Origin of the sequence: Microbacterium rhizomatis (genome assembly GCF_008710745.1) — a bacterium.
GTDB lineage: Bacteria > Actinomycetota > Actinomycetes > Actinomycetales > Microbacteriaceae > Microbacterium > Microbacterium rhizomatis.
On record NZ_VYSA01000002.1, the window covers coordinates 803300 to 823612 of the forward strand.

The following is a 20313-nucleotide window of genomic DNA, read 5'->3' on the forward strand; positions in this document are numbered from 1 at the left end:
CTGCTCCTTCGTCCTGCCCGCATCGCTGCCGGCCGTCGTGGCTACTCCGCCGAGACCGCGGACAGTCTCTGCGATGCCGTGGTCATGTGCACGGCCATCGCCGAGGCCGCGGCATCCTCATCCTGCTCCCTCACGGCCCGATACACCGCATCGTGCTCGGCGATCGCGACCAGAGCCTGGTCTGCGTCGTGCACCGCACGGTCGGCGTAGACCTGGAGGAGCGAGCGCACGACGTGGAGCGTGTCGATCAGCACGGCGTTGCCCGCCGCTCTTGCCAGGGCGTGGTGGAACTCGAGGTCGGCCTGTGCGAAGGCCGACAGGTCGCCGACGCTGGTGCGCATGCGTTCGAGGGTCGCGCCGATCGTGTCGAGATCGGATGCCGCGGCCCGCCCGGCGGCCAGTCGGGCGACGTAGATCTCGAGGCCGGAGCGCAGCTCGAGCAGCTCGGTCGTGTTGCGCTCGCCGATCAGCAGTCCCCATCGGAGGGTCTGCGGCAGCAGCTCACTCGCTGTCCCGCGGAGGTAGGTGCCCGATCCGGGGCGCACGTCGACGATTCCGATGATCTCGAGTGCGGCGAGCGCTTCGCGCACCGCGGAGCGACCCACCCCCAGGGTGAGGGCGAGCTGGCGCTCGGGGGGCAGCCTCGTGCCCGGGGCGATCGATCCACCGGTGAAGAGGTCGAGCATGCGCCGCGCGACCTCCGAGACCGGCGTGCCGGTGGGCAGCGTCTCGAGCGAGGCCGCGATCTCGTCCGAGCGGCCACCGGGGTAGGCGGGCATGCGCACCACGCTAGCGCGGTACAGGCCAATCGGCCAGAATTGGTCAACCGGTTACCTTGCAATTGGTCAACCGGTTTGTCAGGATGGATGCTGCGCGCCCACGTATCCCGCGCCGCACCCACTCCCGGTCAGCATTGGAGACAATTCGCGATGACGCGACTCTGGAACGACCCCGCCGACTTCGCCGACGAGATGATCGAGGGCTTCGTCGCCGCCAACGAGCGGTATGTGCGCCGTGTACCCGGCGGCGTCGTGCGCTCGACGGTGTCGCCCGACGGCCAGGTCGCGGTCGTCGTCGGCGGCGGGTCGGGCCACTACCCCGCGTTCGGCGGGCTCGTGGGCCAGGGGCTCGCGCACGGCGCGGCGATGGGCAACCTGTTCGCGTCGCCGTCGGCGCAGCAGATCCTCTCGGTGGCCAAAGCCGCCGACAACGGCGGCGGCGTCTTCTTCACCTACGGCAGCTATGCGGGCGACGTGCTGAACTTCGACGCGGCCCAAGACCGGCTGCGCGACGAGGGCATCGCGTGCGAGACGGTCACCGTGACCGACGACATCTCGAGCGCATCGCTCGACGAGAAGCACAAGCGCCGCGGCATCGCGGGTGACCTGACCGTGTTCCGTGTCGCCGGCGCCGCGGCCGAGGCCGGCTACGACCTGGACGCCGTCACCCGGGTCGCCGCTCTCGCGAACGAGCGGACCCGGTCGTTCGGCGTCGCCTTCACGGGCTGCACCCTGCCGGGCGCGCCCGAGCCGCTGTTCACCGTCCCGGAGGGGAGGATTGCGATCGGGCTCGGCATCCACGGCGAACCCGGAATCGATGAGACCGACATCCCCACGGCCGACGGCCTGGCAGAGCTCCTCGTCTCACGGTTGCTCGACGAGGTGCCCGACGGGGTGAGCGTCGCGGGGGCGCGGGTCGTCCCCATCCTGAACGGGCTCGGCTCGCTCAAGTACGAGGAGATGTTCGTCGTCTACCGGCGGATCGCCCGGCTGCTCGCGGACGCCGGGATCGTGCCGGTCGATCCCCACGTCGGCGAGTACTGCACGTCGTTCGACATGGCGGGCACGTCGCTCACCCTCTTCTGGCTCGACGAAGAACTCGAGCGCCTGTGGGACGCCCCGGTCGACACCCCCGCGTACCGTCGCGGATCGGTCGTCGCGGCGGCGCGGTCGACCGCCGTGGCCGTGGAGGCGCTGACAGCAGAGATCCCGGCTTCGGACGAGGCATCCCGCACCGTCGCCGCCGCCGTCCGCGACGCGCTGCAGACGGTCGTCGACACGATCGACGCGCACGTCGACGAACTGGGCCGGATGGACTCGATCGCCGGCGACGGCGACCACGGCATCGGCATGCAGCGCGGATCGCACGCAGCCCTGGCGGCCGGCGTCGCCGCGCAGGAGGCCGGCGCGGGTGCCGCGACGGTGCTCGCGCGGGCGGGCGATGCGTGGGCCGACAAGGCCGGCGGAACGTCCGGCGCGCTCTGGGGCGTGATCCTGAACGGGGTCGCCGGAGCGCTCGGAGACACCGGCACGCCCTCGGCCGCGGAGGTCGCGGCCGGTATCGAGACGGGCGTGAGCGGCGTCACGTCATACGGCAAGGCCGAGGTGGGCGACAAGACGATGGTCGACGCGCTCGTGCCCTTCACGACCGTTCTGACCGAGGCGGTCGAATCCGGTGCATCCCTCCCTCACGCGTGGGGGAAGGCTGCGGATGCCGCGACCGCCGCCGCTGCCGACACCGCCGCGCTGCTGCCCAAGATGGGCCGCGCTCGCGCGCACGGACAGCACAGCGTCGGCACCGCCGACCCCGGCGCACACTCGTTCGCCCTCATCGTCAGCGCGCTGGCCGTCGTCCTCGAAAGGAACTGACATGACAGACCCCACTCCCCTCCGACTCGTGATCGGCTGCGATGACGCCGGATTCGACTACAAGGAGATCCTCAAGAAGGACCTCGAAGCCAACCCGGGTGTCGCCTCCGTGGTCGATGTGGGGGTCGACGCCGACGGGCACACGCCGTACCCGAAGATCGCGATCACGGCCGCCGAGCTCGTCGCGAAGGGCGATGCCGACCGCGCGCTGCTGATCTGCGGCACGGGCCTCGGCGTCGCGATCTCGGCGAACAAGGTCGCCGGCATCCGGGCCGTCACCGCCCACGACTCGTTCTCGGTCGAGCGCTCCGTGCTCTCGAACGACGCGCAGGTGCTGACGATGGGCCAGCGCGTGGTCGGCATCGAGCTCGCCCGCCGCCTCGTGCGCGAGTGGCTCACCTACCGGTTCGACCCGACCTCGGCATCCGCAGAGAAGGTCGCGGTGCTCGAGCAGTACGAGACGACAGGGGCGTGCTGACGATGCTCGACCCTGCCCGCGGCATCCGCTTCGTCGGAGAGTCGGCCCTCGGTCGGAGGATTCGGCGCGAATCCTCCGACATTCCGCGCATCCTCCGACCGAGCGCATGACCGACGCGAACACCGTGACGCCCCGGCCGGTCACGATCGGGGTCAGCCTCAAGACGTACTTCGGGCACGGGCAGGCGCGTGAGTGGTTCGCGGCCGTGGCCGAGAGCATCCGTTCGATGCCCGCCATCGCCGACGGCTCGGTGACGTTCTTCGTCGTGCCCACCTACCTGCAGCTGCACCTCGCGCGCGACGCGTTCGCGGGTACCCCCGTGCGCATCGGCGCCCAGGACGTGTCGCAGTATGGCCCCGGCCCCTACACGGGCGAGATCTCGGCCGCCGAGCTCGCCGAGGTCGGGGTCTCGATCACCGAGATCGGCCATGCCGAGCGTCGCCGGCTGTTCGGCGAGGACTCCGCGCTCGTCGCCCACAAGGCGACCGCTGCGCTCACCCACGGCATCGAGCCGCTGCTGTGCGTCGGCGAGTCGCATCGGGGAGACCCGCAGGATGCTGCGGCCGCCACGGTCGCGCAGCTCGCTGCCGATCTGCACGGCGCGCCCGCCGGACCCGTCATCGTCGCCTACGAGCCGGTGTGGGCGATCGGCGCACCCGAGCCGGCACCGGCTGACCACATCGTCGCCGTCACGCGCGCGCTGCGCGCCGCGCTGCTCGCGGACCCCGCCCGCGCCGGCAGCGCCGTGATCTACGGCGGATCCGCCGGGCCCGGTCTGCTCGCGAGCCTCGGCGACGCCGTCGACGGACTGTTCCTCGGCCGCTTCGCGCACGACGTCACCGATCTCGCGACGGTCCTGACCGAGGCATCCGCCCTCGCCCTCTCCCGCGAGGGCTCTCTCTCATGACCCCCCTCTTTCTGTCCGCGAGACCGGATAGGCACCACGAGACCGAGTGCGTTCGCCCCCTTCTCGCGGCACCTATCCGGTCTCGCGGACAGCGGGGACAGGGGGTGGGGGGGCCGTGATCGGGCTCGGCACGTATGCGTTCTTCTGGCAGCACTCCGACCGGGTCGACGAACCGCTGTCGCTGCGCGGGGCGTTCGAAGCCACGCGCGCGCTCGAGGTCGACCTCTTCCAGATCTGCGACTTCGCACCCCTCGAGGCGATGAGCGACACCGCGCTGCGGGATGCCGCGGCCACCGCCCGCGACCTGAACATCACGATCGAGCTCGGCACGAAAGGCATCGAGCCCGCGAGGCTCACGCGCTTCCTCGAGCTCGCCGAGATCTTCGGCGCGCACGTCGTGCGCTCGATGCTCTACGGCCCCCACTCGCGGCCGACGCTCGCCGAGGCTGAACAGCGGCTGCGCGACGCGCTGCCCGCGTATCAGGCATCCGGCGTCACGCTCGCCCTCGAGACCTACGAACAGGTCGCGACCACCGACCTGGTCGCCCTGATCGAGGCCGTCGGCAGCGACCACCTCGGCCTCTGCCTCGACCCCGCGAACGTGGTCGCCCGCCTCGAGCTTCCGCGCGACTGCGTCGAGGCCACCGCGCCCTACGTCGCGAACGTCCACGTCAAGGACTTCGCGTTCGCCCGACAGCCCGGCTGGGTCGGATTCACCTACGGGGGCGCACGCATGGGCGAGGGCCTGCACGACTACCCGCACCTGCTGCGCACCGTCCGGCCGCGCGAGCGCGGCGCGACCGAGCCACCGGTGAACGAGGTCGTCGAGCACTGGCTCTCGTGGCAGGGCGACGCACAGACGACGGTCCGCATCGAGCGCGACTGGACCCGCACCACACTCGACTATCTGAGGAGCACGACATGACCGAGAGTACGTACAAGATCGCCGTGATCGGCGCCGGCGGCAAGATGGGGATGCGGGTGTCGAACAACCTCGACAAGACCGCGCACGAGGCGTTCTACGTGGAGAACTCCCCCGCGGGCAGAGACCGCACGATCGCCGCCGGCCGCGAGCTGACGGATGCATCGGATGCCGTCGCCGATGCCGACATCGTCGTCTTCGCCGTCCCCGACCTCGCCCTCGCGTCGGTGACCGCCGACCTCGTGCCCCAGATGAAGTCGGGCGCGATCGCCTTGACGCTCGACCCCGCCGCCGCGTACGCCGGGCTCCTGACCGATCGCGACGACGTGATCCGCGCCGTGGCGCACCCGTGCCACCCGTCGATCTTCCTGCAGCGCACCACCCCCGAGGAGTACGCCGACACCTTCGGCGGCATCGCCGCCCCGCAGGACGCGATCGCCGCGGTCGAATCCGACGACCCGGCGAAGGCCGCGATCGTCGAGGCGACCGTCCGCGCGATCTACGCGCCCGTCATCGACGTGCACTTCGTCACGATCAAGCAGCTCGCCCAGCTCGAGCCCACGCTGGTCGAGACGGTCGCATGCATGATCGGCGCCCTGCTCAACGAGGCCCTCGACGAGGCGATCCACACGATGGGTGTGCCCGAGGCGGCGGCCCGCAGCATCCTGTACGGCCACACGCAGGTGGCGCTCGCAAACGGCCTCCGTGGCGACAATCCGTTCAGCGATGCCTGCCTGATCGCGATGGACTACGGTCGCGAGAGCATCATCAAGGACGACTGGAAGAAGATCTTCCGCGATGACGAGCTCGACAAGAACCTCGCGCGGATGCTGCACCTGGAGAGCATCGAGCGCTGAGCGCTCTCGCGCTGAGCAGGTATCGGGCGCTGAGCAGGTATCGGGCGCTGAGCGCTCTCGCGCTGAGCAGGTGTTCGGCGCCGAAGGATCGGACACAGGAGACACGCATGAGCAGACTCGAAGGAAAGACCGCCCTCGTCACCGGCGCGGGCACCGGCATCGGCTACGCCGTCGCGGCGCGGTTCGCACGTGAGGGCGCCCGCGTCGTGATCGCCGACCGCGACGCGGAAGCAGCGAGCTCGGCGGCGGAGGCGATCGGCGACGCCGCGCGGGCGGCCGTCATGGACATCTCGGACGAGCCGTCGGTGGAGGCGGCCTTCGGGCTGCTTGCCGCCGAAGGGTGGTCGCCCGACGTCGTGGTCGCCAACGCCGGCGTGCAACTGTTCGGGAAGGACGCGCCGGCCGCCGAACTCGACCTCGCCGTGTGGAAGCAGACCGTGGACATCAACCTCACCGGCACGTTCCTCACGATCAAGCACGCGCTGCGCGCGATGCTCACCGCCGGCGCGGGCGGTTCGATCATCCTGACCGGCAGCCCCACGGGCCTGAACGGCGAGGGCAAGGACTTCACGGCCTACAGCGCGACGAAGGCCGGTATCCACGGGCTCGCTCGCACGGTCGCGGCCGCATACGCCGATCGGAATATTCGCGTCAACACCGTCGTCCCGGCCTACACCGAGACGTCGCTCGTGACGACGATCACGTCCGACCCGGAGGCTCGCGCGGCCATCATCGGGCGCATCCCGCTCGGCCGGGCCGGTGCGCCGGAAGACGTCGAGGGCATCATGGTGTTCCTCGCCAGCGACGACGGCGCTTTCGCCACCGGCGGGCTGTTCGCCGTCGACGGCGGCATGACGACCCTGTAGGGATGCGGTAGCCGTGCCCGCCCGTTCCGTCTGGGACTCGTCGCACTCCCCCGCCGAGGCATGGGCGAGCGGCAGCTGGTCGCTCGAGCTGCGCGACGACGAGCTCGCCGACGTCCGGTTCGACGGGCGGCGCGTGCTGCGCAGCATCCGTGCCGTCGTCCGTGACCGGGACTGGAACACGGCGGCGTTCGCGATCGACGGCGTCTCGGCGGAAGACTCGCTGCTCGAGGTGCGCGTATCCACGACCGAGCTCGGCGCCGACATCCGCGGGGCGGTACGTGTGATCGCGCTCGGCGACACGCTCGAGGTGACCTTCGACGCGGTGTCGGCGACCGAGTTCCTCACCAACCGCACCGGCTTGGTGGTGCTGCATCCGCACCAGCTCGCCGGGTCGGCCCTCGCGGTCGTGCATGCGAACGGCGAGTCCGAACAGACCGTCTTTCCCGCGAAGATCAGCCCCCACCAGCCCGTGTTCGACATCGCCTCGCTCGCGTGGCGCGACGACGGGCTCGGCGTCGCGGTGCAGTTCGAGGGCGACGTGTTCGAGATGGAAGATCAGCGCAACTGGTCGGATGCCTCGTTCAAGACCTACAGTCGCCCGCTCGGCCTGCCCTTTCCCTACGCCCTCTCCGCCGGAGAACGCGTCCTGCAGCGGGTCACGGTATCGGTCACCGAGCAGGCGGCACCGCGAAGATCCGGCGACCCCGATCGCATCACCCTCCTGCCCGCCGGACCGTTCCCGGCGATCGGGGTCGGTGCGTCGACGGCGCCGGATCCTGCCCCTGAGTCGCTGGAGCCCTCCGGCTCGGTGCTCCTCGTCGAACTCGATCTGCGCACCCCGACCTGGATCGCCGCCCTCGAACGCGCAGCGACAGCGGGGCTCCCCCTCGACGTGCGGGTCGTCCTGCCGGACGGCGACCCGACGACCGTCCTGCTCGATCTGGCGTCGCGCCTGCGGGCCGCGGGCGCGATCCGCGTCGCCGCCTTCGACCCGGTACTTCATGTGACGGATGCTGCGGCCGCCGCCGCGCTCCGGCAGGCCCTCGCTCGTGCCGATGTCGAGCTCCCCATCCTCGGGGGGACGAGGTCGCACTTCACCGAACTGAACAGGGAACGCGATCGCGTGCCGGACGACGTCGACGGCATCGTCTTCGCGACCACCCCCCTCTTCCACACCGTGGGCACCGAACAGCTCGTGGAGTCGCTCGCCGTCCAGCGACTGATCGCCCGGCAGGCGGTGGCCGGTGCCGCCGACCGCGACGTCGTCGTGGGTCCCGTGACGCTGCGCGCGCGCTTCAACAACGTCGCGACGGAGCCCGAGCTGCGCCCGACCCGGTTGGATCTGCGCGATGGCTACGGTGCCGCGTTCACGGGCGCGGCCGATCCGCGGCAGTCCGCGCCCGAACTCGCGGCCTGGACGGTGGCGAGCGCAGCGGCCCTCGCCGTCCCGGGGGTGTCGGCGCTGTACTTCTTCGAGGAATGGGGTGCCCGCGGCATCCGCTCTTCGTCGGGCGAACCGCTCCCGGTCGCACAGGCCGTGCGCGCGCTGGCCGAGCTCGAGGGCGGCGAGCTGCTGTGGGGCGACAGCCCCGACGGACTCGTGTGGGCTCTGGGCTCGCGCAAGCCCGAGGGCGACATCTTGCTCGTGGCAAACGTCGACCGCCGTGCGCGTGGCATCGCGGTGGAGATCGGCGAGGTCCGCACGACCATCGAGGTGCCGGCCCTGACGTGCGTCGCACGAGTGCTCGGCAGCTAACCTCCTGCCCGCCAGTCGTACTGCGCCGCGAAGCCGAGCTCGCGCTGGATCTTGCGGGTCGACATGAGTGATTCGAACTCGCCCAGATCATCGGCCACGGGGGTGCCCGGAAACCACCGCGCGGCCAGCTCACGCGAGGGGATCGCCGAACCGGACGTCGGAGCGGCGACGTTGTAGACGCGATAACCGGGCGCCGCCGCGGCCAGCGCGAGGGCGACGGCCGTCGCGCCGTCGCGCGCGTCGATCCACGAACCCAGCAGATCGCGGCGGTACCCGGGCTCGGCGGCACGCGCGAAGGTCGCGTACTCGTCGTCGGCGACGACGTTGGTGAACCGGAGCGCGGTGATCGAGGCATCCTCGTCCCACTGCACCATCTGCGCAGCGATCGCCTCTTCGGCGACCTTGGCGAGGCCATAGGTGTTGTTGGCGCTCGTGTACGTCTCGCTGACGGGGAGCGCCGGCGGCGCGGTCTCAAACGGGAAGCCCATCGCGGTGATGCTCGATGCCAGCACGACCGTGCGGATGCGGGCACGATGCGCCGCGAACAGCACGTTGAACGTCACTGCGATGTTGTTCTGGAAGGTGGCCGCATCGGGAACGAGTCCGTTGACGGGGATGGCGGCGAGGTGCACCAGGGCCGTCAGCCCGGTGTGGCGCGCCGTCACCCCGAGCAGCGCGTCGAGCGTCTGCCCGTAGTCGGCGAGATCGACGCGGGTGAACCCTGCCCCGGGCGTCCCTATGACGTCAAGGCCGATGACATCGTGGCCTTCCGCGCGCAGACGCTCTACGGTGGCCCTACCGAGTTTGCCGGAACTGCCGGTGACGGCGATGGTCATCTCTGTGTCCTCGGATATCGGTGCGGAGGTATCGGAGCCCGTGACCGGGCGATAGGATGCATAAAGATTCTACAGTGAAACTTGTCGCAGAGAAGGGGTGAGGATCACGGTTACGCACTTCACCCGCCCGCTCGATGGCCAGGTGCGCCTGATGACCAAGATCGCGCGGATGTATCACGAGCGCGGCGCTCGTCAGTCAGAGATCGCCGAGGCGCTGAGTATCTCGCAGGCCAAGGTCTCGCGCCTGCTCAAGCGCGCCGAGGCGATCGGCATCGTCCGGACGACCGTGACCGTGGCACCCGGTGTGTACGCCGAGCTCGAAGAGCAGCTCGAGACGCGTTTCGGGCTCACCGAGGCCGTCGTCGTGGACGTCGGCCCTGACGCCGACGAGGCCGAGACCCTGGCGTCAATCGGTGCGGGAGCGGCAGCGTACCTCGAGGCGACCCTCGGAGGCGGTGACCGCATCGGCGTCTCGTCGTGGAGCCAGACCGTGCTCGCGATGGTGGACAGGCTGCGCCCGTTCACCGTCCGGGGCGCGACCGAGGTCGTACAGCTTCTCGGCGGCATCGGGGCGCCCGAGGCGCAGAGCCACTCCAACCGGATCCTGGGCGAGCTTGCGCGCATGCTCGGCGCCGAGCCGGTCTACGTGCCGGCGCCCGGCGTGGTCGCCGGCCCGGAGATCCGCGACAGCCTGCTCGCCGACCCTTCGATGCAGGAGGTGACTCGCCACTGGCGCAGCCTCACGATGGCGATCATGGGCATCGGCAGCATCGAGCCCTCGAACGTGCTGGCGACCAGCGGCAACGCGTTCGCCGCCGAGGAGCGCGTCGATCTCATCGCGGCCGGCGCCGTGGGCGACATCTGTCACCGCATCTTCCGTGCCGACGGCTCGCTCGTACGGGGAAGCCTCGACGACCGCATCATCGCGATTCCGGTCGACGACCTCCTGCACATCCCGCGACGGGTCGGGATCGCCGGCGGTCCGCGAAAGCTCGACGCGATCCACGGTGCGCTCGCCGGCGGATGGGTGACGACTCTCATCACCGACCTGCGCACCGCCGAATCCCTCGTGGAGTGAGATGCCCGCCGGGCGCGACCGGCAGGAGCGCCCGGCGGGACTTCTATCGGGCCGCGACGAACTCGCTGAGCCGCGTGATCCCGGGCTTCAGGCTCGTGAGCACCGGCACGGCGACGTGCGCGGCATCCGCGGCGCTCGCCATCGACGCCTGCGCCAGCACCACGACGTCCGCTCCGGCGGCGACGCGTTCGATCGCGGCGGCGACGAGCCGGTCGTGGGTCGCCCGGTCTCCCGACGATACGGCGGCGAACGCCCCATCGACGACCTCGCTCGTCAGCTCAGGGTCTGCACCCGCGAGCTCGGCCCGCTCGGCGATCAGCGCGAGCGTGGGTCGCAGCGTCGTCGCGAGTGTGGCGAGCACCGCGATCCGCGGACCGGTGGCGACCGCCTCGTCGGCCATCGCCTCATCGATGCGCAGGACGGGGATGCCGAGCTCGGCCGACATCGGAGCCGCATAGTGCGAGATCGACGAGCACGTGAGCATGACAGCATCCGCCCCGGCGCTCCGGGCTGCCTTCACGAGATCGGTCAGGCGCTCGGGAACCGAGTCGGCGCGCGCGGGGTCGCCGAGGTCGGCGACGATCTTGTCGTCGAGGTAGTTGACGGTGGTGGCGCCGGGCAGCAGGTCGGACGCGAGCGCCATGACCGGCGCGATGACGACGGCGCCCGTATGCAGAAACGCGATTCGCGGAGCGGACACGGTCATCCCTTCAGCGATCCGGCCGCGAGTCCGGCCATGATCTTCTTGTTCAAGAATACGAAGATGATCAGCAGGGCCACGATGTTGATGCTGATCGCCGCGAAGAGCGGACCGTACTGCGTCGAGCCGTACTGGTCATTCAGGCTCAGCAGACCCACCTGGATGGTCGCGAGCTCGGGCCGAACGGTGAACGTGAGTGCGATGAGCAGGTCGTTCCAGACGCTGAAGAACTGCACGAGGGCCACCGTGAGCACGGCGTTCTTCATGAGCGGCAGCGCGATCACGAAGAACGACCGGAGCGGACCGCATCCGTCGACCGTCGCCGCCTCGAAGATCTCTCGGGGAATCGCACGGAAGTACGCCGCCATCAGGAAGGTCGTGAGGGGCAGGCCCATCACGGTGTAGGTGAGGATGAGCGGCCACAGCGTGTCGGTGATGCCGACCTTGAAGTACACCGTGAACAGCGGAACCAGGATCATCTGACCGGGCACCATGATGCCGGCGAGGATCACCAGCAACATGGTCTTGCGGCCCTTCCAGACCATCACTTCGAGCGCGTAGCCGGCTGCCACGCCGAGGAACACGATGAGGGCGACCGAGGGGATCGTGACCAGGATGCTGTTGCGGTAGTTCGTCGCGACATTGCCGCGGGTGAGCGCCTGGATGTAGTTGTCGAGGTTGAAGGATTCGGGCAGCGCCCACGTGGGGTTCGAGAGGAACTCGGCCTGCGTCTTGAAGGACCCGAGGATGATCCACAGCTGCGGGTAGAGAACGACGACGAGCAGCACCGTGATGAGGATCCACACGGGCAGTCGGCGGAACGCGCGGAGCGCGCGTCGCTCCCACGGCTGCCGGATGCGCGGGGCGACCTTGCGCGAATCGGGACGCGCCTGGGTCAATGTCTGGGTGGCGGTCATATCAGCTCTCCGCCTTCTGGCTCGAGGTGCGGAAGATCGCGAGGGTGAACACGAGACACAGGAGCGTCAGCACGAGGGCGATCGTGCTGCCGTAGCCGTACTCGGCGTATTCGAACGCGGTCCGGTACATGTACAGGGTGAGTGGGGCCGTCGAGGTGCCGGGACCGCCGCCGTTGAGCGCGAGCAGGCTGTCGAACACCTTGAGAGTGGAGTTGAAGCTGAAGATGATCGAAGAGATCAGGATCGGCAGCGAGAGCGGGATCACGATGTGGCGCACGAGCTTGAGCCCGCTCGCCCCGTCGAGGCGGGCCGACTCGATGATCTCGTCGGGGATGTCGAGCAGACCCGTGTAGAGCAGCACGGCGTAGAAGCCCATCGAGCTCCAGTACGTCATGACCAGAGCGACACCCATCGTGCCGACCGTCGAGGCGAGGAACTCGACGCTCTGCCCGCCGAAGAAGTTGATGATGTCGTTGACCGGGCCCTGGTTGTCGCCGACCGAGATGAAGCTGCGGAAGAGCAGGGCGACGGCGACGGTCGGCAGCACCATCGGGAAGAACACCGCGGTGCGGACGAACGCCGACCCCTTGCGGAGCACGAACACGTAGAGCAGCGCCAGCAGGTAGCCGAGCACGATCTGACCGACGGTCGCGAGGACCGCGAAGATGATGCTCACCCAGAGCGACTGGATCGCGGCGGGATCGCTGACGAACGTGGCGAAGTTCTCGAACCCGACGAACGTGAAGCCGCGAAGGGTGTTGCCCTCGAAGAACGAGAGCCCGAGCGACCACGCCACCGGGACGAGCTTCAAGAGCACGTACAGGATCAGCGTCGGCGCCAGCAGGATGATGATCGTCTTGCGATCACCGAAGACCCGTTTCATGAAGAGCTGCTTTCTGACGTCGTCCGGCCCGGACCTCACCTGTGGTGATGGCCCGGGCCGGACCTTGCTGCGGGGTGCGCGCCCTGCGGCGCGCTCCTACTACTTGTTCGCGTCCAGGCTGGCCTGGAGCTGGCTCATGTAGTCCTCGGGGGTCATCTGCCCGGTGACCAGGAGCGACACGTTGGACTGCGCGAGCGAGGTGGACTTGCCGTCCATCAGCGCTTCGAACCAGAGCACGGTCTGCTGGATCTCGGCGACCTTGTCCTGAACCATCTTCGTCGGTGCGGGAAGGTCCTTGACCTCGCCGTTCACCTTGAAGCCCGAGATGACGCCGGCGTCGTTGAGCGCCTGCGCGCCGTAGTTCTGCACGATGCAGCCGAGCCAGTCGGCGACCTTCGGGCCGTAGGTCTTGGGGCTCATCGCCATCGCCGTTCCGGCGTTCGCCGCCCACTGGCTGATGTCGCCCGCTCCGCCGTCGACCGCCGGGAACGGCATCAGGCCGATGTTGTCCGAGCCGATCTGGTTCTGCGCCGAGTCGTTGATGTTCGCCAGCAGCCACGACCCGTCGTACTTCATGGCCGCTTTCCCGGTGAGGAACGCGTTGTTGGCGGCCGCCGCATCCATCGACACGAATCCTTCGCCGAAGTCGCCGGCCTGTGCCATCTGCTGCAGAGCCTGTGCTCCGGCCAGGTACTCGGGATCGGTCAGCTTCGCCTTGCCGTCGCGGATCGCCGTCATCGCATCCGGTCCGACGTTGCGGAAGATGTACATGCCGAGGATGCGGGTGAGCGGGAACGCCTGTGCGCCGGCGACCGCCATCGGGGTGTACCCCGCGGCGGCGAGCTTCTTGTTGGCCGCCAGGAGCTCGTCGAAGGTCTTCGGCTCATCGATGCCGACCTTGTCGAAGATCTCCTTGTTGAACCAGATGCCCTCGATGTTGTACTGGTAGGGCAGCGAGACCATCTGGCCGTACACGCTGTTGATCGTGGAGGCGGCGGCGGGGAGGATCTCGTCCGACAGACCCAGGTCATCGAGGGCTGAGCCGTAGTCGAGGACCAGGTTGTTCGAGCCGAGGTCGCCGTTGGGCCGGACCATCGCGGTACCCGCGATGAAGTGCGCCGGGAGTGCGTCCTGGCTGGCCAGGAGGGTGACCTTCTGCACGACGTCGGCCTGGGCGACCTTCTGGTGCTCGAGCGGGAGCGCGTCGTTCTGCGCCTTGCAGGCGCCGTCGGCGAGCGCGGTGAGCTCCGCTTCGAGCGTCGGGTTCTCGTTGGCGGTGAGAACGGTGAACGAGCTCGGGTCGGTTCCGGCCGGGCCGCCGCCGCTCGCGCTGGGCGACGCGCCGGAGCCGCCGGCGCAGGCGGTCAGGGCGGCCACCGCGGTCAGGGCGAGCCCGACCGTGAAGATTCTGCGGTAGGTGCTTCGGGTGTTCATAGCGTCCTCCTTGACGACAGCCATGCGAGTGGGGGGTACGTCAGCGACAGTAGGGAAATTCGCGACGTGTGTCAACAGTCGGGGTTGAAATTCTATTCACTTTGTGACTGAATCATGGATGTCAGACTGAACGGCACTCGGAAGGAACCCCCCTCATGCCCTCGACACAAGTGCGCAGACACGCCCCCCTTCGGGCGCTCGACGCGGCGGATGCGCGGTGGGCCCGTGGCTACTGGGGTGACGTGCACGCGCGGACCCGTGATGTCACCGTGCCGCGCATCTGGCAGTCGCTCAGCGACCCGGCGGTCAGCCCCGGCCTGCGCAACTTCCGGCTCGCAGCGGGGCTGGAGGCGGGAACGCACGAGGGACCGCCGTTCATGGACGGCGACTTCTACAAGTGGCTCGAGGCGGCGATCGCCCGCCTCGAGACCGATCCCGACCCCGAGCTCGCGGCACTCATCGAAGAGCTCGCCCAGCTCATCGCGTCCGTGCAGCGCGAAGACGGCTACCTCCACACCCCGACCTTCATCGCCGAGCGCAACGAGAACGACGTCGTGGCCCTCGCCGATCGCTTCAACTTCGAGACCTACAACCTCGGCCACCTCATCACCGCCGGTGTGCGCCATTACGAGGTCACGGGCACCACAACGCTCCTCGACGCGGCGCGGAAGGCGGCATCCTTCCTCGAAGACCTCGCGACGAACAAGCCGGTCGAGCTCGCCCGCAGCGCGATCTGCCCCTCGCACTACATGGCGGTCGTCGAGCTGTACCGCGCCACCGGCGAGGAGCGCTACCTCCGGCTCGCCGAGGCCTTCGTGCGCGTGCGCGACGACTTCGACGAGGGCGGCGACGACAACCAGGACCGCATCCCGGTTCGCGAGCAGACCTCGGTCGCCGGGCACGCGGTACGCGCCAACTACCTCTATGCGGGCCTGGCCGACATCGTCGCCGAGACCGGCGACGCCGAGCTCACGGCGGTCCTCGAGAACCTCTGGAGAGACGTCGTCGACACGAAGCTGTACCTCACCGGCGGCTGCGGCGCGCTGTACGACGGAGCCTCGCCCGACGGCCACCCCTGGCAGGGCGAGATCTCGCGCGTCCATCAGGCGTACGGCCGGCCCTATCAGCTGCCCCACACGACCGCGCACGCAGAGTCGTGCGCGAACATCGGCATGGTCCTGTGGGGTGAGCGGATGCTGGCCCTCACCGCCGACGCGCGCTACGCGGATGTCATCGAGCGGATCGCGCACAACAGCCTGCTCGCGAGCATCAGCCTCGAGGGCTCGGAGTACTTCTACACGAACGCCCTCCGTCAGGTGCGGGGGCTGCCCTATGATCTGCGGCGCCCCGGCGACACCGGACAGCATCCTGTCCCGGCTCCGCCCCCGTCGGACGAGCGGCTCCGCCAGCGCTACCTGAGCTGCTTCTGCTGCCCGCCCAACATCGCACGTACTCTGGCCCGCTTCCACGAGCGTGCGGCGTCGCTGTCGGCCGATGGCCTCTACATCCACCTCTACGGCGGCAGCGACCTCGACGTCAGCGAATCAGGGCGCGAGCTCGCGGTGAGCGAGATCAGCGACTACCCGTGGAACGAGCGCATCACCTTCACCGTGACGCGCGCGGCGGGTGCTCTGCCGCTTCACCTGCGGATCCCCGGATGGTCGGCGGATGCTTCGCTCACCGTCAACGGCGACCCGGTGGCCGTCTCGGCTCCGGGCACCTACGCGCGCGTCGACCGCGAATGGCGCGCCGGCGATGTCGTGGAGCTGACCCTTCCGATGCCGGTGCGAGTCGTTCGCGGCCACCGCCTGGCCGAGGAGCTCACCAACCAGGTGGCGGTCCAGCGCGGACCGGTCGTGTACTGCCTCGAAAGCGCCGACCTGCCCGAGGGCGTCCTGCTCGAACAGGCGGCTCTTGCCCGGGGCGCGTCGTTCACGCCGATCGAGACCGCGATCAACGGGCACCGTGTGATTGCGCTCAAGACCGAGCTGACGGTCCTCCCCATCGACGAGACCGCCGGCCTGTACGAAGATCTCGCCGACGCGCCGTTGCGAACGGTGACCGCCCGGCTCATCCCCTACTACGCGTGGGGCAACAGAGGACCGGGGGAGATGTCCGTCTGGCTCCCCCTGGTCTGGTGAGGCGCCGATCATGACCTCTCACGTCTTCGCTACGTACATCATCGAGACCTCGCTGCCGCTCGCCCGCGCCGCCGAGATGCTCGCGGGCGAGCAATCCACCGGCACCTTCGTACGCGTCGAGCGCGAATCGGACGACGTCCGCGCCCGTTTCGCCGCCCAGGTCGAGAGCATCCACGAACTGCCCCTCACCGGTTCGTCCGCCCTGCCGGGATCGGTGGGCGATCCGGATCTCCGCCGCCGCGCACGCCTGCGGCTCCGGTTCCCCCTCGGCAACTTCGGGCCGTCGCTGCCGAACCTCATGGCGGCGGTGGCGGGCAATCTGTTCGAGATGAAGGAGCTCGCGGCGATCCGCCTGATCGACCTCGAGCTGCCGCAGGAGTTCGCCGACCGCTACCCCGGGCCCGGGTTCGGCGTGGCGGGCACCCGTGCCCTGATGAATCGGCCCTCGGGGGCGATGGTCGGCACGATCATCAAGCCGAGTATCGGCCTGTCTCCGGAGGAACTGGCCGAGGTCGTCGGCGACCTGGCGGCGGCCGGAATCGACTTCATCAAAGACGACGAGCTTCAGGCCAACGGCCCGAGCGCTCCGCTCGCGGCACGCGTCGCAGCGGTCATGCCGGTGCTCAAGCGCCACGCGGATCGCACGGGCAAGATGCCGATGTACGCGTTCAACATCACGGATGACATCGGCCGCCTCGAGGCCAACCACGATCTGGTCGTGGCGGCCGGGGGCACGTGCGTCATGGCGTGCATCAACCTCATCGGGTTGGCGGGGCTGGAGTTCCTGCGCAGTCACGCGGCCGTGCCGATCCACGGCCACCGGGCGATGCTGGGCGCGATCGCCCGCAGCGACCAGGTCGGCATCGCGTTCGGCGCATGGCAGAAGATCGCTCGCCTCTCGGGGGCCGATCACCTGCACACCAACGGCATCAGCAACAAGTTCTACGAGTCCGACGCTGAGGTGCTGGCGGCGATCGAGGCCGTGCGCACGCCGCTTCTGGGCCTGACCCCCACCGTGCCGGTGCTCTCGTCCGGTCAGTGGGGCGGCCTCGCCCACGCCACGTATTCGGCGGTCGGCACGACCGATCTGCTGGTGCTGTCGGGCGGCGGCATCCACGGGCACCCCGACGGTGCGGCTGCCGGTGTCGCCAGCATGCGCGACGCGTGGGCGTCTGCCGAGCGGGGCGAGGATGCCTCCGACGCGTTCGCGGCCTCAGAGCCGCTGCGCCGAGCGGCCGAGCGTTTCGGCCCGGTGCGTGTCTGAGCAGGTGCAGTCTGATCAGGTGCAGTCTGGTGGGGTGCAGTCTGGAGGAGTGCAATCCGAGCAGTCGAGCCGAGGCCTGCGTGCCGCGTTCTACGGCGACGACTTCACGGGCAGCGTCGACGCACTCCTCCAGTTCTCGCGCCGCGGGTGGAGAGGGCGACTGTTCGTGGGGCTACCCGGTGACGACGCGCTCGCTCAGGCCGCAGCATCCTGCGACGTGGTCGGCATCGCCGGCATCGCGCGGTCCTTGTCGACCGACCGCCTCGACGACGAACTGCGCCCGGTCTTCCAGGCCCTCACGCGCCTCGGCCCGCACGTCCTGCAGTACAAGGCGTGCTCGACCGCCGATTCGTCGCCCGCGATCGGCAGCATCGGGCGCGTGATCGAGATCGGCCGGGAGGTCGTGTCGGATGCTCCGGTGCCTATGCTCTTCGCCCAGCCCGACTTCGGTCGCTATACGGTGTTCGGGCATCATTTCGCCGCTGAGGGCGCGACCGTGTACCGCCTCGACCGGCAGCCGACGATGTCTACCCACCCCACGACCCCGATGACGGAGTCCGACCTCGCCGTTCACCTCGGCCGGCAGACCGCCCTGCCGATCGGAGCCGTCGCGCACACCGCCTTCGGGGCGCCCGGCGACCTCGCCGCGGCTCTCCACGACTCACCCGCCGCGGCACTCGTGCTCGACGCGCTCGACGAGACCCACCTCGTGGCGATCGGCGAGGCGATCCGCAGCTTGCCAGGACCCGTGTTCGCGGTCGGGTCGGGCGGCCTCAGCCACGGGGTGGCCGCCGCCGATCCCGGCAGCGCGAGCCCGCCGCCCACCCGCACGAGCTCGTCCGGGCCGATCCTCGCGGTCTCGGGCAGCCGCTCGGCCCAGACGCGACGGCAAGCGGATGCCGCGGCCGCCGCCGGCTGGCTCGTCCGGCCCCTCCCCCTCGACGGATCCGACGCCGTGCTCGATGAGGTCATCGCCGCTCTCGGCGCGGGCCGCAGCGTCGTGCTCACGTCGGACGACGCCGACATCGCGGCCGCCGCCGACCGGCCTGTGCTGGAGGCGATCGCCGAGTGCGCAGCATCCGTCGTCTCCGCCGCCGTCCGAGCCGGCGCGACCGGCCGCGTGATCGTGTGCGGCGGCGACACATCGAGCCGCATCACCGGGCTGCTCGGCGTCGGCTCGCTGTCGATCGCGGCCAACCCATGGGCGAACATCGTGCTGCTGCGCGCGCACGCCGCCGACCCGGCGATCGACGGGCTCGAACTGCTGCTCAAGGGCGGCCAGGTCGGCGAGGTCGACCTGTTCGACCGGATTCTGGCGCTCGGCGAACCCGGTCTTTGAGCCGCCGCGGCGAGCAGACGAACCGCCCTGATCCACGTTCGCCGGGATCGCCCTTCCCGTGCTCTCCCCGCCAGACAAAAGGGCGGGTCGACGAGAGCATGCATGGCGATTGCACCCTCGGAGCGCAGTTGACCTATCGCGGTGACGTGGAACCTCCGCCCTCATCTCACCGCGTGAAAGTCTGAGGACGCAGTGACGATGAGGCGTGTTCCCACAGGGGCGCAATACAGCTCAGGAAGCGCGGATCCTCAGCACGAGCGCCAGTCCGTGATTGGACGAGGGATCTGCGGATTGCACTCACCAATCAACTCGTTGCGATGCACTAATATACATTATTATCCTGCTCATCGAGTCGAGACCTCCTCCGATACGACTCCAGTTCAGTGTGCAGGGCACCAATCACGATCCGACGCTCAGGAGCTAGATGATCAATACGCTATGGCGGCCGCGGCCCCCTCGTCCTCGCCAAATTCGAGCGCTCTGGGCAGTGCCGACCATCGCAGCACTCATCGTGGGAGGATCCGTCCTCGTGGCAACGCCAGCGAGCGCAGCGCAGCCGTTTAGCGTGTGCTCATCGTCGAACGTCTTCATCGGCGTTCGAGGGACAGGCGCGCCGGGCGGTTCGGTGGAAAGTACGACGGGCAATGCCTGGCAGATTGGGGGGATGGGCGATCAGGTCGCGGGGATTGCGGACCACTTCAAGAACGACTCCCCCTATAGCGAAGCATGGCCGACCTACGTTGAGGCACTCAACTATCCGGCTTCGGCGGACCTACTCAACAGCATCTCAGTAGGGGTAGAGACGCTCCGCGAGGAGCTGAACCATCTCGGATCCGCGTGCCCGATCACCCCAAGTATCATTCTTGCTGGCCATTCTCAGGGCGCGGCAGTGATCGATGGAGTGCTGAAGAATCCCGAGCTCATCAACGATCGCGCTAAGCAGCAGATCAAGGGCGTGGCGCTGCTTGGCGACCCCGGCCATTCCGCAAACATGCCCTACTCCGCCATGAACACTGCAAGCAACGGCTCCATGTTCATGCTCCCTTCCGAATACAGCACCATCAATAACACTTACAGGTTCTGGGGATGGGGAGAAAGCAGCCAGGACCCGAACCCAAGTTGGATTCCGAGAGTGCGGGACTACTGCTTTACAGGTGACGCCGCGTGTACAGGCAACTTCACCGATGAGGGGTGGTACATCCACTCGATCTACACGACTGTGCATCCGCAGGTCATTTCATGGCTTGACTACATGCTGACCAACACCAACTGAGACAATCGCTTGTA

General features: G+C 69.0%; 18 protein-coding genes. 12 read left to right on the forward strand and 6 right to left on the reverse strand.

All coding sequences use genetic code 11. The annotated features are described in order from the left end of the window. Nucleotides 1-41: 41 nt before the first annotated feature. Nucleotides 42-779 carry a FadR/GntR family transcriptional regulator gene (locus tag F6B43_RS12060; RefSeq protein WP_150449165.1) on the reverse strand — a complete coding sequence of 246 codons (738 nt, stop codon included), beginning with the start codon at nt 777-779 and terminating at the stop codon, nt 42-44. A gap of 150 nt (nt 780-929) precedes the next feature. Between F6B43_RS12060 and F6B43_RS12065 the strand changes: the two genes are divergently transcribed. The 7 genes from F6B43_RS12065 (at nt 930) to F6B43_RS12095 (ending at nt 8434) form a co-directional block, all read left to right on the forward strand. Then, the gene (locus F6B43_RS12065; RefSeq protein WP_150449166.1) at nt 930-2648 is read left to right on the forward strand and encodes a dihydroxyacetone kinase family protein; all 1719 of its coding nucleotides are present in this window, start codon (nt 930-932) and stop codon (nt 2646-2648) included. Nucleotide 2649: 1 nt separating this feature from the next. Continuing rightward, complete coding sequence (locus F6B43_RS12070; protein WP_150449167.1) at nt 2650-3126, forward strand: ribose-5-phosphate isomerase; 477 nt, start codon at nt 2650-2652, stop codon at nt 3124-3126. A gap of 106 nt (nt 3127-3232) precedes the next feature. Beyond that, the gene (locus tag F6B43_RS12075) at nt 3233-4033 is read left to right on the forward strand and encodes a triose-phosphate isomerase family protein (RefSeq protein WP_150449168.1); all 801 of its coding nucleotides are present in this window, start codon (nt 3233-3235) and stop codon (nt 4031-4033) included. 115 nt (nt 4034-4148) lie between these two features. Then, nucleotides 4149-4958 (forward strand): sugar phosphate isomerase/epimerase family protein, encoded by an 810-nt coding sequence (locus F6B43_RS12080; RefSeq protein WP_150449169.1) that lies wholly within the window; start codon nt 4149-4151, stop codon nt 4956-4958. Continuing rightward, entirely contained in the window at nt 4955-5812 is an 858-nt protein-coding gene (locus F6B43_RS12085; RefSeq protein WP_150449170.1) for a phosphogluconate dehydrogenase C-terminal domain-containing protein, read from the forward strand. Before F6B43_RS12080 ends, F6B43_RS12085 begins: the two co-directional genes overlap by 4 nt. 107 nt (nt 5813-5919) lie before the next feature. Continuing rightward, nucleotides 5920-6678, forward strand: a complete 759-nt coding sequence (locus F6B43_RS12090; protein WP_150449171.1) for an SDR family NAD(P)-dependent oxidoreductase — start codon at nt 5920-5922, stop codon at nt 6676-6678. Between the two features lie 13 nt (nt 6679-6691). Beyond that, entirely contained in the window at nt 6692-8434 is a 1743-nt protein-coding gene (locus tag F6B43_RS12095) for a D-apionate lactonase family protein (protein WP_150449172.1), read from the forward strand. On the opposite strand, the gene F6B43_RS12100 is transcribed toward F6B43_RS12095, so the two are convergent. Further along, nucleotides 8431-9270: an NAD-dependent epimerase/dehydratase family protein gene (locus tag F6B43_RS12100; RefSeq protein WP_150449173.1), complete on the reverse strand. Its 840-nt coding sequence runs from the start codon at nt 9268-9270 to the stop codon at nt 8431-8433. The genes F6B43_RS12095 and F6B43_RS12100 overlap by 4 nt on opposite strands. A 97-nt stretch (nt 9271-9367) precedes the next feature. Here F6B43_RS12100 and F6B43_RS12105 point away from each other — a divergent pair, with 97 nt between their 5' ends. After that, complete coding sequence (locus F6B43_RS12105) at nt 9368-10348, forward strand: sugar-binding transcriptional regulator (protein WP_246159925.1); 981 nt, start codon at nt 9368-9370, stop codon at nt 10346-10348. A gap of 43 nt (nt 10349-10391) precedes the next feature. On the opposite strand, the gene F6B43_RS12110 is transcribed toward F6B43_RS12105, so the two are convergent. From F6B43_RS12110 to F6B43_RS12125, 4 genes are all read right to left on the reverse strand, one after another. Further along, nucleotides 10392-11054 (reverse strand): aspartate/glutamate racemase family protein, encoded by a 663-nt coding sequence (locus tag F6B43_RS12110; RefSeq protein ID WP_150449174.1) that lies wholly within the window; start codon nt 11052-11054, stop codon nt 10392-10394. Next, on the reverse strand, nt 11051-11965 hold the full coding sequence (locus F6B43_RS12115) for a carbohydrate ABC transporter permease (protein WP_150449175.1): 915 nt from the start codon (nt 11963-11965) through the stop codon (nt 11051-11053). The genes F6B43_RS12110 and F6B43_RS12115 overlap by 4 nt, the downstream gene beginning before the upstream one ends. Before the next feature lies 1 nt (nt 11966). Then, on the reverse strand, nt 11967-12848 hold the full coding sequence (locus tag F6B43_RS12120; RefSeq protein WP_150449176.1) for a carbohydrate ABC transporter permease: 882 nt from the start codon (nt 12846-12848) through the stop codon (nt 11967-11969). 99 nt (nt 12849-12947) lie between these two features. Beyond that, nucleotides 12948-14282: an ABC transporter substrate-binding protein gene (locus tag F6B43_RS12125; RefSeq protein ID WP_150449177.1), complete on the reverse strand. Its 1335-nt coding sequence runs from the start codon at nt 14280-14282 to the stop codon at nt 12948-12950. 155 nt (nt 14283-14437) lie between these two features. Between F6B43_RS12125 and F6B43_RS12130 the strand changes: the two genes are divergently transcribed. The 4 genes from F6B43_RS12130 (at nt 14438) to F6B43_RS12145 (ending at nt 20299) form a co-directional block, all read left to right on the forward strand. Continuing rightward, nucleotides 14438-16423: a glycoside hydrolase family 127 protein gene (locus F6B43_RS12130; RefSeq protein WP_150449178.1), complete on the forward strand. Its 1986-nt coding sequence runs from the start codon at nt 14438-14440 to the stop codon at nt 16421-16423. Between the two features lie 10 nt (nt 16424-16433). Beyond that, on the forward strand, nt 16434-17687 hold the full coding sequence (locus tag F6B43_RS12135) for a RuBisCO large subunit C-terminal-like domain-containing protein (RefSeq protein WP_150449179.1): 1254 nt from the start codon (nt 16434-16436) through the stop codon (nt 17685-17687). Nucleotides 17688-17736: 49 nt separating this feature from the next. Next, the gene (locus tag F6B43_RS12140) at nt 17737-19026 is read left to right on the forward strand and encodes a four-carbon acid sugar kinase family protein (RefSeq protein ID WP_246159926.1); all 1290 of its coding nucleotides are present in this window, start codon (nt 17737-17739) and stop codon (nt 19024-19026) included. Between the two features lie 529 nt (nt 19027-19555). Continuing rightward, entirely contained in the window at nt 19556-20299 is a 744-nt protein-coding gene (locus F6B43_RS12145) for a cutinase family protein (RefSeq protein ID WP_170285643.1), read from the forward strand. Nucleotides 20300-20313 lie beyond the last annotated feature (14 nt).

Coding starts and splice junctions, on each gene's coding strand:
- F6B43_RS12060 (WP_150449165.1), bottom strand. CDS start 779: ATGCCCGCCTACCCCGGTGGCCGCTCGGACGAGATCGCGGCCTCGCTC.
- F6B43_RS12065 (WP_150449166.1), top strand. CDS start 930: ATGACGCGACTCTGGAACGACCCCGCCGACTTCGCCGACGAGATGATC.
- F6B43_RS12070 (WP_150449167.1), top strand. CDS start 2,650: ATGACAGACCCCACTCCCCTCCGACTCGTGATCGGCTGCGATGACGCC.
- F6B43_RS12075 (WP_150449168.1), top strand. CDS start 3,233: ATGACCGACGCGAACACCGTGACGCCCCGGCCGGTCACGATCGGGGTC.
- F6B43_RS12085 (WP_150449170.1), top strand. CDS start 4,955: ATGACCGAGAGTACGTACAAGATCGCCGTGATCGGCGCCGGCGGCAAG.
- F6B43_RS12090 (WP_150449171.1), top strand. CDS start 5,920: ATGAGCAGACTCGAAGGAAAGACCGCCCTCGTCACCGGCGCGGGCACC.
- F6B43_RS12100 (WP_150449173.1), bottom strand. CDS start 9,270: ATGACCATCGCCGTCACCGGCAGTTCCGGCAAACTCGGTAGGGCCACC.
- F6B43_RS12110 (WP_150449174.1), bottom strand. CDS start 11,054: ATGACCGTGTCCGCTCCGCGAATCGCGTTTCTGCATACGGGCGCCGTC.
- F6B43_RS12115 (WP_150449175.1), bottom strand. CDS start 11,965: ATGACCGCCACCCAGACATTGACCCAGGCGCGTCCCGATTCGCGCAAG.
- F6B43_RS12120 (WP_150449176.1), bottom strand. CDS start 12,848: ATGAAACGGGTCTTCGGTGATCGCAAGACGATCATCATCCTGCTGGCG.
- F6B43_RS12125 (WP_150449177.1), bottom strand. CDS start 14,282: ATGAACACCCGAAGCACCTACCGCAGAATCTTCACGGTCGGGCTCGCC.
- F6B43_RS12130 (WP_150449178.1), top strand. CDS start 14,438: ATGCCCTCGACACAAGTGCGCAGACACGCCCCCCTTCGGGCGCTCGAC.
- F6B43_RS12135 (WP_150449179.1), top strand. CDS start 16,434: ATGACCTCTCACGTCTTCGCTACGTACATCATCGAGACCTCGCTGCCG.